Origin of the sequence: Flavobacterium galactosidilyticum (assembly GCF_020911945.1) — a bacterium.
Taxonomy (GTDB): domain Bacteria; phylum Bacteroidota; class Bacteroidia; order Flavobacteriales; family Flavobacteriaceae; genus Flavobacterium; species Flavobacterium galactosidilyticum.
This window is the reverse complement of sequence record NZ_CP087135.1, coordinates 1869453-1885023: the sequence shown is the minus strand read 5'-3', so window position 1 is coordinate 1885023 and position 15571 is coordinate 1869453. Positions and strand designations below refer to the sequence as shown.

The window sequence follows — 15571 nt, the reverse complement described above, 5'->3', positions numbered from 1 at the left end:
TTTTGCAAATGTTTTTTTCAAAAAATTACATCTATTTTCCGCTAAATATCCTAAGCTATTGACTACCAAATATCTTTCCTTTATAAAATCTTTAATAGATTTTGCAACTAACAGTATTCCTAAATCTCTAAAGCTGTAATTTCAGCTTTCTAGAGAGTCTTTACTCGTAATTAGCAATTCAGCTAACTGATTTTACAGGGCTAAAAAAGAGAAGAAAATGGTTCTTTTTTAAAGTATGTCACAAAGATGTCAAAATAAAAAACGACTGTAGCTAATTAAAAGTCAAAAGTTAATAGCTGAAAATTATAGTTCTCTTACTTCAAATCTGCTAGGCTATTAACTGCCACATGTCTTTCCACTGTAAAACCTTCCGCGTGTTCTAAGCCAGCGATTCTTCCTAAATCTCTCGAGCGGTAATTTAAGCTTTCTAGGAAGTTTTTACTGCTAATTGGGGATTCTGGCTCTTTAGACTTTGGATCATAAAACTGCGAACTGTAAGCCAAAATAGATTCTATTTTTTTATCTGTGAAACCAGTAATATCAACTACAAAATCAGGTTCGATATTTTTCCATTGAATATAATGATAGACTAATTTTGGACGCCACGCGTTTTGTTTCTCACCATCTAATTCAGTTTCAATTTTCATTAAACCGGATAAAAAACAAGCATCAGAAACTAGTTTACTTCCCTTTCCGTGATCAATATGACGATCATCTATTGCGTTACACAAAACGATTTCGGGTTGGTATTTACGAATCATTTTTATAATTTCTAACTGGTGTTTTTCATCATTTACAAAAAAACCATCACGCATTTCTAAATTTTCTCTAGCAACAACTCCTAAAATTTTTGCTGCAGCATTGGCTTCCTGATCTCTAATTTCAGCAGAACCACGAGTTCCTAATTCGCCACGAGTCAGATCAACGATTCCAACTTTTTTCCCTAAAGAGATTTCTTTTAAAATAGTTCCCGCACAACCTAATTCAACATCATCAGGATGCGCTCCAAAAGCTAGTATATCTAATTTCATATTTTTATTTTTATTTTTCGCTAAGCGTCTTATTTTTTTTGGGTATTGAATTATAAAAGTTTTTTATCAAACTTTAATTACAAAACCCTCTTCATTGTCATCGATTTATTGACACTTTCCTCCCACTCTTTTTCAGGATTACTATCTTTTGTAATACCACAACCCATATATAAATGAGCTTGTGAATCCTTAATTTGCATGCAACGCAAATTTACAAATAAATCAGAACTTATTGTTTCTCGTGCAAAACTGCAATTTAATTCTCCCAGAAAACCCGTGTAAAAACTCCTGTCATAAGGTTCGTTTTCCAAAATAAAGTCTTTGGCTATTTCTTTTGGTAAACCGCAAACAGCAGGTGTTGGATGTAGTAACTGAATCACTTTTTTCAAACTCAAATCAGAATTCAAAACACCGGAAACATCTGTTTTTATATGCCAAATACTTCCTGCTTTTATACTGTACGGTTTTGTGAATTGTACAGCCGAAGCAATATTTTGAAGCCGTTGTACCAAATAATCGGTTACAAATTGTTGCTCTTCCTTTTCCTTTTCTCCCCAAACGATTTCAGAGGAACCAGTATCTTTTTGTGTTCCAGCTAACGATATTGTTTCAAAATTATTTTCGGCAACTTTTAATAACTGTTCAGGAGTGGCACCAATCCAGTTTCCAATTTTAGGATGATAAAAACAATACACGAAAGCCGAAGGATAAAGCAACACTAACTTTTGAAAGGTTTCCACCATATCAAAATCATCTATAGCAACTACTTCAGTTCGGGACAAAACAACTTTCTGAAACTTCTCGTTCTTTATGGCTGTAATTCCTTTAGACACCAGAGATTCGAAATCATTTTGAGCACTTTTATCAGCTTTTGACAATTCCTTTTCAGAAAATGCTATTTCGTTGCTATTCAAATAAAAATGCACTAACTCCGATTCACTTTCAGGAATTAAATAGGTTTTTACACCATCAAAAGTTGCTACAACAAAGCCTTTTTCCGTAAAGTCATTCACTTCAAATAGCGTGTCATTATGCTGAAAAAAACCAGTTATTTCCTCCGAATTTGGTTTTGAATAAACAACAAAAGGGAGGTTCTTTTTTAGCTGATTATGGATTTTGCTGTCAATTGATTCCATTATTTGTCAGTACTTTTTCTTTTTGGCAAAATCATATTTGTCAACTTACAAAGCGAAATTAAATTATTATTTTCATCAACAATTCTAATTTCCCACAAGTGAATACTGCGACCTTTATGAACAATCTTAGCCGTTGCTGTAACCAGTCCGTTGCGCTTTGCTTTCAAATGATTGGCTGATATTTCTATTCCACGCACTTCGCTCACTTCTGGATTTACAAATAGCATCGAAGCAGCGCTTCCAACACTTTCTGCTAATGCAACTGATGCTCCGCCGTGCAATAATCCAACAGGTTGATGAACCGCTGGAGTAACAGGCATTGTAGCTACTAAAAAATCCTCACCAGCGTCAGTGTAGGTGATATTCAAAGTGCGCATTAAAGTGTTTTCGGAAATTTTATTGCAGTAGTGAAGTATCTTTTCTTTATCAAATGTCATGTTTCTGTATTTTAATCCGTAAAATTAAAGAAAAGATACCGGAGAAGACGGTAATTACATTTGTAAATCTAATTTCAAAATAGATTTTTCCTATTTTTACAAAAAAAACAAAGCAGATGCGTCCACAAATAGTATTGTTTTTAATGGGATTAATTTTGTCTATTAGTTCGTGTCGCTCTGATTTTGAAACCGAAGCAAGTACTGGCAAACTCGAGTTCTCAAAAGATACAATTTACCTTGATACTGTTTTTACCAATATCGGTTCGAGCACGTACCGATTGAAAGTGTACAACAGAAGTAAAAATGACATTACCATTCCCACTATAAAATTAGCAAAAGGCCTAAATTCTAAATACAGAATGACGGTTGATGGAATGCAAGGAAACAAAGGAAAAATATTTAATAACGTAGATTTATTGGCGAAAGACAGTTTGTATATTTTTATTGAAACTACTGTAAATATTGCCGATGCGAATCCAAGTGATTTTTTATATACAGACCAAATTCAGTTTGACAGTGGACAAAATCTTCAAAATGTAGAATTGGTTACTCTTATTCAAGATGCCGTTTTTCTATATCCAAAACGTTTTGCAGATGGAACTACCGAAACATTGCCTATTGGAAACGAGAAAATTGAAGGTTTTTATTTGGACGAAAATGATCCTATAAATGGAAACGAGTTGCAATTTACTAAAAAGAAACCGTATGTTATTTATGGGTATGCCGCTGTTCCTGCTAATAAAACTGCCACTTTTGAAGCAGGAACCAAAGTTCATTTTCACGCTAATTCAGGGCTTATTATTACCAATAAAGCATCTATAAAAGTAAATGGAACCGTTTCAACAACGGATAAAATGGAGAATGAAGTCATTTTTGAAGGCGATCGCTTAGAACCTGATTTTGAAAATGTTCCTGGACAATGGGGAACTATTTGGATAACTGATGGCAGCACAAATAACTCATTCAATCACTTGACGATCAAAAATGCAACCATTGGATTACTAATCCAAAATAATGATGGCACTACAGTTTCTATAAAAAACACCCAAATTTACAACTCGACTAACTACGGTATTTTGGCGCAGACCGCTAAAATTAATGGAGAAAATGTAGTTATAAATAACGCCGGACAAGCAAGTTTAGCGTGCACTTATGGTGGCAATTATACGTTTACACATTCTACTTTCAATAATAACTGGAACAGTTCACAGCAAGTTGCCGTTGCTATAAGCAATTATGTTGCGGGTGCGATTCCAGAAGTAAAAGATCTAGCGGCCGCTACTTTTAACAATTGTATTATTTATGGATCCTATTCGAATGAAATGACGTTGAATAAAAAAACAGGAGCAGCTTTTAAATACCAATTCAATAATTGCTTGATTAAATTTGACAATACGTCCAACAAATTCGCAACTAATCCAGATTATCAGTTCACAACGGATCCAGCACATTACAACGAAATTATTTTAAACAAAGACCCAAAATTCTTTAAAATAGCACAAAACAAGTTGAATATTGACGCCACTTCTGCCGCTTTCGCAAAAGGGAATTCGGCCTATTTAATTCCGTTGGACGTTTTAGGGAAAACAAGAACTTCGCCTCCTGATTTAGGAGCGTATCAGAGTATGGAATTTCCAAAATAGAGTTAAGAAAACAGAGAATTAAAGCAAGATTTTCGTGCATAATTACGAAGTTCTTCTTTGGGATTTAAAATTTTATTTTTGAAATTTTAATCCTTGCTCGTACTACTTTTTTAAACTAAATTTGCACCGTAAATACAACAAACTACACAACAATGATCCATTTCTTTGAAAACCAAAGCAAAACTGTTTTTGCAGTACAAACGCAAAACGAAATTTCGGCTCAAGACATTTCAAAATTAAACTGGCTTTTTGCCGACTCAAATAAAATAGAAAAATCCGTATTAACGGATTTTTTTGTTGGACCACGTGCCACTATGGTGACACCGTGGAGTACAAATGCCGTTGAAATCACTCAAAATATGGGTATTTCAGGGATCATTCGAATTGAGGAATTTCATAAAGCAACGGAAGATTTCACTGATTTCGACCCAATGCTCTCACAAAAATATACAGAGTTACATCAAGATATTTTTACAATCAATGTGCAACCAGAACCTATTTTAGACATCGAAGATATTGATGCCTACAACAAGAAAGAAGGTTTGGCCTTAAGCCTTGAAGAAGTAGAATACTTGGATAATTTATCAACCAAATTAGGTAGAAAATTAACCGATTCTGAAATATTTGCTTTCTCACAAGCAAATTCAGAGCATTGCCGTCACAAAATTTTCAACGGAACATTTGTAATTGATGGCGAGGAAAAAGAAACGTCTCTTTTCAAATTAATCAAAAAAACATCTCAAGAAAACCCGAACGATATCGTCTCGGCGTATAAAGATAATGTGGCTTTTGTAAAAGGCCCAAGAGTGCAACAATTTGCACCTAAAACCGCTGACAAAGCTGATTTTTACGAAATAAAAGAATTCGATTCGGTTATATCCTTAAAAGCAGAAACACACAATTTCCCAACAACCGTAGAGCCTTTCAACGGAGCTGCAACAGGTTCAGGAGGAGAAATTCGTGACCGTTTAGCAGGAGGACAAGGTTCATTGCCTTTAGCAGGAACAGCAGTTTACATGACTTCGTATTCTCGTTTAGACGAAAATCGTCCTTGGGAAGATGCTGTAGCAGCTAGAAAATGGTTGTACCAAACTCCAATGGATATTTTAATCAAAGCCTCAAATGGAGCTTCTGATTTTGGAAACAAATTCGGACAACCGCTAATTACAGGTTCTGTTTTAACTTTCGAACACGAAGAAAACAATCGCAAAATTGGTTACGATAAAGTAATCATGCAAGCTGGTGGAATTGGTTACGGAAAATTAGACCAAGCCATTAAGAAAAAACCACAAGAAGGTGATAAAATTGTTATTCTAGGTGGAGAAAATTACAGAATCGGAATGGGTGGTGCTGCAGTTTCCTCTGCAGATACTGGTGCTTTTGGTTCAGGAATTGAGTTGAATGCCATACAGCGTTCGAACCCAGAAATGCAAAAACGTGCTGCTAACGCCATTCGTGGTTTAGTAGAAAGCGACCATAACCCAATTGTTTCTATTCACGATCACGGAGCTGGTGGACACTTAAACTGTCTTTCGGAATTGGTAGAAGAAACGGGTGGATTGATCAATCTAGATAAATTGCCTGTGGGTGATCCTACCCTTTCCGCAAAAGAAATCATCGGTAACGAATCTCAAGAAAGAATGGGATTAGTGATTGGTCAAAAAGATATTGATTTATTACAAAGAGTGGCTGATAGAGAGCGTTCTCCTATGTATCAAGTAGGTGATGTAACGGGTGATCACCGTTTTACTTTTGAGTCTAAATCTACAGGTGCTAAACCGATGGATTATGCTTTGGAAGATTTCTTTGGAAGTTCACCAAAAACGATAATGAACGATAAAACGATTGCTTACAATTACGCTCCGCTAGAGTACTCAGTAAGAAACATTTCGACTTACTTAGAGCAAGTATTGCAATTAGAAGCAGTAGCTTGTAAAGACTGGTTGACCAATAAAGTCGACCGTTGTGTAGGTGGAAAAGTAGCTAAACAACAAACTGCTGGACCATTGCAATTGCCATTGAACAACGTTGGTGTAATGGCATTAGATTACAAAGGAATTGAAGGTGTTGCTACCTCAATTGGGCACTCTCCTATTGCTTCTTTGATTGATCCTGTTGCAGGAACAAGAACTGCAATTGCCGAATCATTATCGAATATTATTTGGGCTCCAATAAAAGACGGATTGCAAGGGATTTCACTTTCAGCAAACTGGATGTGGGCTTGTAAAAACGAAGGTGAAGACGCTCGTTTGTACGCTGCTGTAGAAGCTTGTTCGAATTTTGCAATTGAATTGGGAATCAATATTCCAACAGGAAAAGATTCACTTTCGATGAAACAAAAATATCCAAATGACGAAGTAATTGCTCCGGGAACGGTGATTATTTCGGCAGGTGGAAACTGTACTGATATTAGAAAAGTAGTAGAACCGGTCCTTCAAAAAGACGGTGGTTCTATTTATTATATCAATTTGTCGCAAGACGAATTCAAATTAGGAGGTTCATCATTTGCACAAACGTTGAATGCGATAGGAAATGAAGCGCCAACAATTAAAGAGGCGAAGTTCTTCAAAAAAGCATTTAATACAATTCAAGAATTAATTTTAGAAAATCAAATTCTTGCAGGACACGACATAGGAAGTGGTGGTTTGATTACTACACTATTAGAAATGTGTTTTGCTGATGTGAATTTAGGAGCTAAAATAGATTTCTCTGTTTTTGAAGAAAAAGACATCATCAAATATTTATTTGCTGAGAATATCGGAATTGTTTTCCAAGCGAAAGATAATGCGACAATTGAAGCTAAATTAAACGCTAACGGAGTTTCGTTTTACAAATTAGGAAATACTACTACTGAAGCTACTTTAGACTTTGGCCCATGCAAATTAGACATCGTAAAATACAGAGACATTTGGTTTAAAACTTCCTTTTTATTAGACCAAAAACAATCTAAAAACGGAATGGCTCAAGAGCGTTTCGATAACTACAAAAACCAACCGTTACAGTATGCTTTCCCAACTCATTTTACAGGGAAAAGTCCAGAAATAGACAGCTCTAAACCACGTCCTAAAGCGGCTATTATCCGTGAAAAAGGAAGTAATTCCGAGCGTGAAATGGCAAATGCAATGTATTTAGCTGGTTTTGATGTCAAAGACATTCACATGACCGATTTAATTTCGGGACGTGAAAATCTAGAGGATATTCAATTCATCGGAGCCGTTGGAGGTTTCTCTAATTCAGATGTTTTAGGTTCTGCTAAAGGTTGGGCTGGAGCATTTTTATACAACGAAAAAGCAAAAACTGCTTTAGATAACTTCTTCAAACGCGAAGACACTTTATCGGTGGGAATTTGCAACGGTTGTCAGTTGTTCGTTGAATTAGAATTAATCCATTCGGAGCACGAAAAAATGCCAAAAATGTCGTACAACGACAGTAACAAACACGAAAGCATTTTTACGTCAGTTACGGTACAAGAAAATAAATCAGTGATGTTGTCTAGCTTAGCTGGAGCAACATTAGGAGTTTGGGTATCGCACGGAGAAGGAAAATTTGAATTGCCATTAGGCGAAGAACGTTACAACATTGTAGGGAAATACGCTTACGAAGGCTATCCTGCTAATCCAAACGGTTCGCATTATGATGTAGCGATGCTTTGTGATGTTACAGGACGCCATTTGGTTACCATGCCGCATATAGAGCGTTCTACATACCAATGGAACTGGGCGCATTATCCAAAAGACAGAAATGATGAAGTTTCGCCTTGGCATGAAGCATTTGTCAATGCAAGAAAATGGATTGAAAAACACTAATATTTTTTATTTAGATATGGAAAGCGTTCTCGAAAGAGAGCGCTTTTTTTTTGTGGAGTTTGTTTTCAAATTTGTTTTGGGCGTGAGCACAAGGTTCAGGCTATTCGCTACGATCTTTCTAGTTCAAAAACGAGAAAGGATTTATCTCATTGAAAGCTATTCGCATTTGTAGTCGATGATTTTCAATTTCGCTGCTATCCTTCCCGCGGATTTACGCTTAGCGAAGAGATACAGTTTATTTTTTTTGTAAGCTTTTTTGATAATTATTTATATATTAGCTTACTGATAAGTCTGATGTCTTGAGACATATTTACAAGTTAGTTGCAAGCTTCCGAGAACGCATATCTAAAATGAGAAACACTGTAAACAAACATAACGATGGAATAAACTTTTACGCTACATTTAATGTAAAAGCAAACACGTTCGGGAAAGTTGTTTTATCAATTATGATTCTGATTTTAATGACCGTTTTCATTTTTGTAGTTTCGACAATTACAAAAAATGATATAATAGAAATGCTGTTTCCAATGATTTTGATTTTTGTGTTAATTGTAGTTTTCCCCATTCGATATTTACTTTGGAATCTATTTGGAAAAGAAACTCTGATTGTGAATACCAAAACAATAAGTTTCCGATATGATTATGGAATTTTAAAAACTAATTTAAAAATAATTTATTTTGACAGGCTTGGAACTGGATTCCAGATTATAAGAGAAGAGAAGAATCTCGAAATTGGGAAATTGATTTTTTACAATTATCGCATTAACGATAATCTACCAGAAGTTATTCATCAAACATCTGTATTGCTAGATAATATTGACATTAATGAAATAGACATGGAAATTTCTAACTTGTTCGTAAATGAATTTAATGAAAGAGATAGTTTTATTCCATATTCAGAAAACTAAAAAGCCAGCAGCTAACAGCTAGGGATTCGTTGGGTGCGAAGCACCAACAATGAAGCACGTGTTGAACGGAACCGGTCACTGGCAGGAACTATGGAATTATCGTAAAATTAATTGAGGAATATGTAGAGGATTTAGTATCCTCTTTTTTTTGAAATATAATAACCTTATTTTCGATAGTGTACACATTTAAATTTCATCACTTAAACTTTGAGATTATTTTTTTTTATGTAGTTACTTTGTAGTAACATTTAAGTAGAAAAAATATGAAAACTGCAATCATCAAAATAGTAAATTCAAAAGTTTTTCAAAATTATCTATTATATTAGCAGATTTCAAAGTCACACTACAAAAAACTTCAGCATTAGTAATATTCACTATTTTAAAAATTTTTGATACAATAAAGTAATTAACAACATGACAAAAAAAGAGCAGCCCTATTACAAATCTGCAAATTTACTCCGCATTTTAAGAAAGCTCCATCGCCAAATAGCCATTTTTTTATTTGCATTCTTCCTAATTATTTCAATAACGGGTCTACTTCTAGGATGGAAAAAGAATTCCTTTGGAATTATTCTTCCTCCAACATCTAAAGGTGTTTCAACTGATTTGAAAACATGGCTTCCTTTAGACAGCCTTCAAACAATAGCAGTGACTACTTTGCACGATTCTATTTCTAAAACGCTTTCAAGCGATATAGAGCGAATAGACGCCAGACCGTCAAAAGGGATTGTAAAGTTTGTGTTTAACGATGATTATTGGGAGATTCAATTAGATGGTACTACTGGAAATGTACTGCAAATAAATAGAAGAAAATCAGACATTATAGAAAACATTCATGACGGAACTATATTAGATGTTTTATTTAATACTAAAAATGATCAATTTAAATTGTCGTACACAACAATTATGGGACTTGCGCTACTAGCGCTAACGGGAACAGGTTTCTGGCTTTGGTATGGTCCTAAAAGAATTCGTCAGCAAAAACAAAATCGCAACAATTAATGATAAGAGTAACTTTAAAAACATATAAACTTTTGTCTTTAAAGGAATATTAAATTTATGACAATTAACTTGTAGTTGTACAAGCTGAAAAATGAAGTTAAAAAATACAATAGCAAAAACTAGAAACAAAAATAATGATAAAGACAGTACTTGGTTTTGGTCGCAAAGAATTGACGACGAATATCGATTAATTTACAAATTTCTTGACGATGAAATCCAAATCTTAAAAGCTAGACATCATTATGATTGATTTACCGATCGTCTATCACTCATTTATCAAAAGAATGAACTTCAAAATTTCCTCAGGAGTTAAAATATAATCAGGCGTCATGTTTTTGATTGCATTATTCGGCATAAAAGGCATGTCGGCTGAAGTTGGATTTTGAACCACAACAGTTCCTCCTGCTTTCTGAATTGCTAGTAATCCCGCAGTTCCGTCAGTATTAGAACCGGAAAGTAAAATCCCTATCACGTTACTACCAAAAATTTCTGCAGCAGCTTCAAAAGAAACATCAATACTGGGTCTGCTATAATTGACTTTTTCAGAACTGTCTAATGCCAAAGTACCATTTTGCTCAAATAGCAAATGATAATTCGAAGGTACCACATACAAGAATCCCGAATCTAAAGGGATTTTATCTTCTATTATTTTTAGCGGTGTTTTTGATTTTATTTTAAGTAATTCTTCTAAAGTCATATCATCAGAATTTTTTCTATGAAGGACGATAACAATGGCAAAAGAATCTATTACTGGTAAATTAGGTAGTATATCCATAAGTGCATGCAAGCTTCCAGCGGAACCTCCAATTATGAGCACTTTGCAATTTGATACTACTTTATTTTCCTCCATAATTTTTCTTTTTTTACTTGTTTGTATTTTCCTTCAGCAATGGAGTATTTTATAGTTTCTTTGGTTCCTAATGCTAAAAAACCAAGAACTGCTAGACTTTCATCAAATAAATTGATGACTCTAGTTTGCAATTCATTATCAAAATAGATTAAAACATTGCGACAAAAAATCATGTCAAATTCATTAAAGGAAGTATCTGAAACAAGGTTGTGCTGAGAGAAAACCATTTTTTTTATTAAGTCTTCACTGAACTTGACATTTCCATAATTTGCAATATAATAATTAGAGAAATCTTCCTGACCGCCAGAATCCTGATAATTCTCAGAATAGTCTTTCATCATTCGAAGTGGAAAAATTCCTTTTTTAGCGGATTCTAAAACCTTTGTGTTAATGTCCGTTGCATATAGAATTGATTTATGTAATAGTCCAGCTTCTTGCAATAAAATAGCCATCGAGTACACTTCTTCGCCACTCGAACATCCAGCATGCCAAATCCGGATAAAAGGTTTAGTAGCCAGTAAAGGCAAGATTTCATTTCGCAAGACTTTGTAAAAAGAGGGATCCCGGAACATCTCCGTTACATTCACCGTTAATTCGTCAATCGCTCTCTTGTAATAATCAGCATCGTATTTTACTTTCGATAAAAAATCATAAAAACTAGAGAATCCATCTAGATTCATTATTCTACTAACGCGACGCTTTAAGGACGCTCTAGAATAACCTCCTAAATCAAATCCATAATATTCGTAAACATCGTTAATAAACGTTTCTAATTCAATGTCCTCTATCATAATAACTCTAAATTTTAGATAATGCTAAAAGCAACTTATCTACGTTGACTGGTTTTGAGATATAATCATCGGCACCTGCCTGAAAACATTTTTCTTTATCTCCCGTCATCGCTTGAGCCGTTACTGCAATAATTGGGGTGGTTTCGCGAGAAGGAATTTTTTTAATAATACGAATAGCATCGTAGCCATCCATATCTGGCATCATCATATCAATTAAAACAGCATCGATAACTTCCTCAGTCTTTAGTAGCACTATGGCTTCTTCAGCGCTTAAACAAGAGAGACAATCATAACACCTTGCACGTAAAGTATGAACTAATGCAAAAATATTCCTGGGATCGTCATCAATAATTAAGAGTCTTTTCTTATTCATATATTCAAATCAAATTTATATTAAAGTTTATCATATAACCAGACTCTCAATAATGAAAGTAGCTGGTCAATATCTACAGGCTTCGTAATATAATCAGAAGCACCAGCTTTTATGCATTTTTCTCTATCACCAGTCATCGCTTTAGCCGTTACTGCAATCAAAGGTAACGCTATAAATTTAGGATTATCTCTAATTTTTTCAGCTGTTTCATAACCATCCATATTCGGCATCATCATATCTAATAGGACAATATCTGTATCTGGATTTACACCTAACATTTTGATAGCTTCATTTCCATCAAATGCAGTAATTACATTCATTTTAAAAGCTTCTAAAGCCTTGGTCAACGAATAGATATTGCGAACATCATCATCAACAATAAGAACCTTTTTGTTCAGCAGAATATTGTTCAGTTGATTCAACTTTCTATAATTTTCTTTTTTATCATCACCTCCTTTATTCTCCTCCATTAAATGCAAAAACAGAGAAACCTCATCTAGCATCCTCTGATAGGAATGAGCCGTCTTTACTATGATAGAATCGGCATATTTTTTAATTTTAACCTCTTCTTTTAGTGACAAACTTTTACCTGTAAATACAATGACAGGAAGATTCTCTAATCCAGGACTTTTCTTAACTCCCTCTAAAATATCATAAGCTTGTCTATCAGGAATTCCCATGTCGAGAATTACACAATCGACATCCTTTTTATTCAGTGCATCTAAACCCTCGGACACTTCACTTTTTATCTCCGAATTGATATTGTGATTTTCTAAGAAGAAAGCCAACGCTTTAGCATGTTGGGGATTGTCTTCTATAATTAAAACTTTTTGCGATTCCTTGCTAATGATGTGTTCTATTCGAGTAAAAACTTCTGGAATTCGATCAAAAGCAACAGGTTTATCAAGAAAATCAACTGCTCCTTTTAATAAACTTTCTTGCTTTAGTTTATGCGATGACATAATATGAACAGGAATATGCTTCGTTTGTGGATAATTTTTTATTTCTTCTAAAACTTCCCATCCGCTTTTTATTGGCAATTCAATATCCAACAAAATCCCAACTGGTCTATACAAAATAGCAAATTTCAATGCGTAATCTCCGCGAACCGCCACAACGGTTTTATACCCATTTTGCCTACTGAATGCTAAAAGCGATTTGGCAAAATTCATATCATCCTCTACTATCAAAATAACTTTATCACCAGGCACAATACTATTTCTGTCATCTTCAATTTCGTCAGGAATTACAGTTGAAATGTATTTTCTCTTCGTTTCTTTCTCAGCTACTGTAATTGTATCTAAAACTTCCATGTCAGATCTAGAAGATACAACAACTTTTTTACTTTTATTGACCACTTTTGGCAAGCAAAGTGTAAATGTACTTCCTTCTCCTTCTATACTATTTAGTAATATTTCACCGTCGAGCAATTTTGCTAATTCTCTACTAATAGAAAGCCCTAAACCAGTCCCTCCGTATTTTCGTTTGGTCGAACCATCTGCTTGTTGAAAAGCTTCAAAAACAAGTGGCTGCTTGTCTAACGGAATTCCAATTCCAGTATCTTTTACGATAAAACATATTATTTTATCATCATCAGTATTTATCTTAATCTCTAAACTAACAGATCCTTTGTTGGTGAATTTAATCGCATTAGAAATAAGATTTTTAAGAATCTGTTCTAATCGCATCTTATCTGTTTTAAGAATAACAGGTGCTTGGTTTGCAATAATTTCAAAACCTATATTTTTTTCCTTAGCCACATGTTTAAATAAACTAGATAAACCATCCGTAATCTCTTTAGTAGTCACATCGATATATTCCAGTTCCATTTTACCAGCTTCAATTTTAGATAAATCTAAAATCTCATCAATCAATCCTAGCAAACTATTTCCTGAACTGTGAATTACCTGGGCAAACTCAATTTCTTCACCATTCAAACTCTCATTATTATTCTCCGATAGCAAACGGCTTAATAGTAAAATAGAGTTTAAAGGCGTTCTCAGCTCATGTGACATATTAGCCAAGAATTCTGATTTATAACGAGTCGATAATTCTAATGCGTCTGATTTTTTCAGAATCTCCGTATTTTTTTCTTCTAATAAAATACTGCGTTCAGAAAGTTCTTCATTCGTTTGCTCCAGCTCCTCTTGTTGTACTCGCAGCTCTTCTTCTGAAGCTTGTAATTTTTCAGTTTGCGTTTCTAACTCCGTATTCATAGCTTCGAGTTCACTATGTTGAATGCGTAATTCTTCCGATTGCGCTTCAGTTTCTTCTAATAATTCGAGTACCCGTTTTCGGTTTTTAGTTGATTTAATAGCGATTCCAATATTATTGCTTACAATCCTTAAAAATTCTAAATGAAGTTCAGAAAAACCGTGTATACTAACCAACTCCACTGCTCCTTCAACAGTACTGTCCATTAAAGGAAATGCAACAATATGGCTCGGTTTTATTTCACCTAAAGCATAGTTTACTTGAATATATTCAGATGGAACAGCCTTAAGTTCTAATAATTTCTTAGAAATTATAGATTGTCCTATTAGTCCATCACCACTTTGAATTCGTTCTCGATTTTTATTTGGAATATAGCTGTAACCTGATTTAGCAATAAGCACATCGCCCTCAAGTATGTAAAAAGCTCCGGCGCTACTGTTTGTGTAAACACATAAATACTCAATAATATCAGTAGATAAAACCAGCATAGTTTTATCGCCTAACATGATGTTATTCAAATGAGCGATGCCAGATTGCAACCACTCTTTATCAGATAACAGAGAAAAAGAATTTTGTAACGAAGCACTCATATTATTCAGCGATTCTCCTACACTTCCTAACGCATCTTCCTTACTGTCGCTTACGCGTATATCGTAATTTCCCTGCGCAATGTTAACGGCAATGGTACTAATAGCCTCAATTCTGGCTGCCGTTTCCTTATCTTTTTCTTGTAATTTTTCTTGTAATCTAGCACGTTCTGTAAAATCTTTTAGAATTCTAATTAAGAAGGTAATGGAGATAACAGCTGCAATTATGAAAGCTACAACAATTAAAATTAAACTAAAACTACCATAGTCTTCTGAATTTTCATTCTTATTTCTTAACTGCAATTGCTCTGCATTTTCTATGCGCTTGAACAAATTTCTCAATTCATCCATCTTCATTTTTCCCTCGTCAAGGTCAAATGTTATGCTTTGTTTTCCAATACGTTTTTTTGCTATCTGTTTTTTTAAATATTCAAAATAATTATTTCTTAATACTTTTAAATCTTGCACTAATTTGTACTGTGATGGATTGTCAATTGTTAATTCGTCCAGCTTATTAAAGTACTTGTTGGATTCAAGAGCAGCCTTTTTATACATGACAACAAATTCCTCATTGCCTGTAAGCAAAAAACCACGCATACTGGTTTGCGCATCTGTAAGAATGGCTTCACCTTCATTAACATTATGTAAAATTTCTTGGGTTTCATTGACAGAAGTAACACTTTCTAGTAAGTTTTTTATACTAATGTACGAAGCGGTAGAACTTATCACTAGTACTACTAATGAAACAGTAGAACTTATTAATAAATTTCTTTTAAAATTACTTTTCATAAAT

At 34.2% G+C, this 15571-nt stretch carries 12 protein-coding genes; 5 read left to right on the top strand and 7 right to left on the bottom strand.

Translation table 11 applies throughout. The features are described from left to right. Positions 1 to 314: 314 nt before the first annotated feature. The 3 genes from bshB1 to LNP27_RS08285 form a co-directional block, all read right to left on the bottom strand. Complete coding sequence (bshB1, locus tag LNP27_RS08295) at positions 315 to 1031, bottom strand: bacillithiol biosynthesis deacetylase BshB1 (protein ID WP_229941185.1); 717 nt, start codon at positions 1029 to 1031, stop codon at positions 315 to 317. Between the two features lie 77 nt (positions 1032 to 1108). Beyond that, complete coding sequence (locus LNP27_RS08290; RefSeq protein ID WP_229941184.1) at positions 1109 to 2167, bottom strand: isochorismate synthase; 1059 nt, start codon at positions 2165 to 2167, stop codon at positions 1109 to 1111. Continuing rightward, positions 2167 to 2604 carry a PaaI family thioesterase gene (locus tag LNP27_RS08285; protein WP_229941183.1) on the bottom strand — a complete coding sequence of 146 codons (438 nt, stop codon included), beginning with the start codon at positions 2602 to 2604 and terminating at the stop codon, positions 2167 to 2169. The genes LNP27_RS08290 and LNP27_RS08285 overlap by 1 nt, the downstream gene beginning before the upstream one ends. A 116-nt stretch (positions 2605 to 2720) precedes the next feature. Between LNP27_RS08285 and LNP27_RS08280 the strand changes: the two genes are divergently transcribed. The 5 genes from LNP27_RS08280 to LNP27_RS08260 all read left to right on the top strand — a co-directional run bounded on the left by LNP27_RS08280 (position 2721) and on the right by LNP27_RS08260 (position 10213). Then, a complete protein-coding gene (locus LNP27_RS08280; RefSeq protein WP_229941182.1) occupies positions 2721 to 4247 on the top strand; it encodes a hypothetical protein in 1527 nt (508 codons plus the stop codon). A gap of 152 nt (positions 4248 to 4399) precedes the next feature. Further along, complete coding sequence (purL, locus tag LNP27_RS08275; protein ID WP_229941181.1) at positions 4400 to 8053, top strand: phosphoribosylformylglycinamidine synthase; 3654 nt, start codon at positions 4400 to 4402, stop codon at positions 8051 to 8053. Between the two features lie 350 nt (positions 8054 to 8403). After that, complete coding sequence (locus tag LNP27_RS08270; RefSeq protein ID WP_229941180.1) at positions 8404 to 8961, top strand: hypothetical protein; 558 nt, start codon at positions 8404 to 8406, stop codon at positions 8959 to 8961. A 414-nt stretch (positions 8962 to 9375) separates the two neighbouring features. After that, complete coding sequence (locus LNP27_RS08265) at positions 9376 to 9963, top strand: PepSY-associated TM helix domain-containing protein (RefSeq protein ID WP_229941179.1); 588 nt, start codon at positions 9376 to 9378, stop codon at positions 9961 to 9963. 91 nt (positions 9964 to 10054) lie between these two features. Then, the gene (locus LNP27_RS08260; RefSeq protein WP_229941178.1) at positions 10055 to 10213 is read left to right on the top strand and encodes a type II toxin-antitoxin system YoeB family toxin; all 159 of its coding nucleotides are present in this window, start codon (positions 10055 to 10057) and stop codon (positions 10211 to 10213) included. Between the two features lie 15 nt (positions 10214 to 10228). Here the strand turns inward: LNP27_RS08260 and LNP27_RS08255 are convergent, their stop codons facing one another. The 4 genes from LNP27_RS08255 to LNP27_RS08240 are packed head-to-tail and all read right to left on the bottom strand — an operon-like array spanning position 10229 to position 15567. Next, positions 10229 to 10813, bottom strand: coding sequence for a chemotaxis protein CheB (locus LNP27_RS08255; RefSeq protein ID WP_229941177.1), 585 nt, complete (start codon positions 10811 to 10813; stop codon positions 10229 to 10231). Beyond that, entirely contained in the window at positions 10795 to 11604 is an 810-nt protein-coding gene (locus tag LNP27_RS08250) for a CheR family methyltransferase (RefSeq protein WP_229941176.1), read from the bottom strand. Before LNP27_RS08250 ends, LNP27_RS08255 begins: the two co-directional genes overlap by 19 nt. Before the next feature lie 7 nt (positions 11605 to 11611). Further along, on the bottom strand, positions 11612 to 11977 hold the full coding sequence (locus LNP27_RS08245) for a response regulator (RefSeq protein ID WP_229941175.1): 366 nt from the start codon (positions 11975 to 11977) through the stop codon (positions 11612 to 11614). Between the two features lie 20 nt (positions 11978 to 11997). Beyond that, entirely contained in the window at positions 11998 to 15567 is a 3570-nt protein-coding gene (locus tag LNP27_RS08240; protein WP_229941174.1) for a response regulator, read from the bottom strand. Between the last annotated feature and the right edge of the window lie 4 nt (positions 15568 to 15571).

Bases quoted from the DNA above. Each gene is read 5' to 3' on its own strand.
- bshB1 (WP_229941185.1), bottom strand. From the start codon at position 1,031: ATGAAATTAGATATACTAGCTTTTGGAGCGCATCCTGATGATGTTGAA.
- LNP27_RS08290 (WP_229941184.1), bottom strand. From the start codon at position 2,167: ATGGAATCAATTGACAGCAAAATCCATAATCAGCTAAAAAAGAACCTC.
- LNP27_RS08285 (WP_229941183.1), bottom strand. From the start codon at position 2,604: ATGACATTTGATAAAGAAAAGATACTTCACTACTGCAATAAAATTTCC.
- LNP27_RS08280 (WP_229941182.1), top strand. From the start codon at position 2,721: ATGCGTCCACAAATAGTATTGTTTTTAATGGGATTAATTTTGTCTATT.
- purL (WP_229941181.1), top strand. From the start codon at position 4,400: ATGATCCATTTCTTTGAAAACCAAAGCAAAACTGTTTTTGCAGTACAA.
- LNP27_RS08270 (WP_229941180.1), top strand. From the start codon at position 8,404: ATGAGAAACACTGTAAACAAACATAACGATGGAATAAACTTTTACGCT.
- LNP27_RS08265 (WP_229941179.1), top strand. From the start codon at position 9,376: ATGACAAAAAAAGAGCAGCCCTATTACAAATCTGCAAATTTACTCCGC.
- LNP27_RS08260 (WP_229941178.1), top strand. From the start codon at position 10,055: ATGAAGTTAAAAAATACAATAGCAAAAACTAGAAACAAAAATAATGAT.
- LNP27_RS08255 (WP_229941177.1), bottom strand. From the start codon at position 10,813: ATGGAGGAAAATAAAGTAGTATCAAATTGCAAAGTGCTCATAATTGGA.
- LNP27_RS08250 (WP_229941176.1), bottom strand. From the start codon at position 11,604: ATGATAGAGGACATTGAATTAGAAACGTTTATTAACGATGTTTACGAA.
- LNP27_RS08245 (WP_229941175.1), bottom strand. From the start codon at position 11,977: ATGAATAAGAAAAGACTCTTAATTATTGATGACGATCCCAGGAATATT.
- LNP27_RS08240 (WP_229941174.1), bottom strand. From the start codon at position 15,567: ATGAAAAGTAATTTTAAAAGAAATTTATTAATAAGTTCTACTGTTTCA.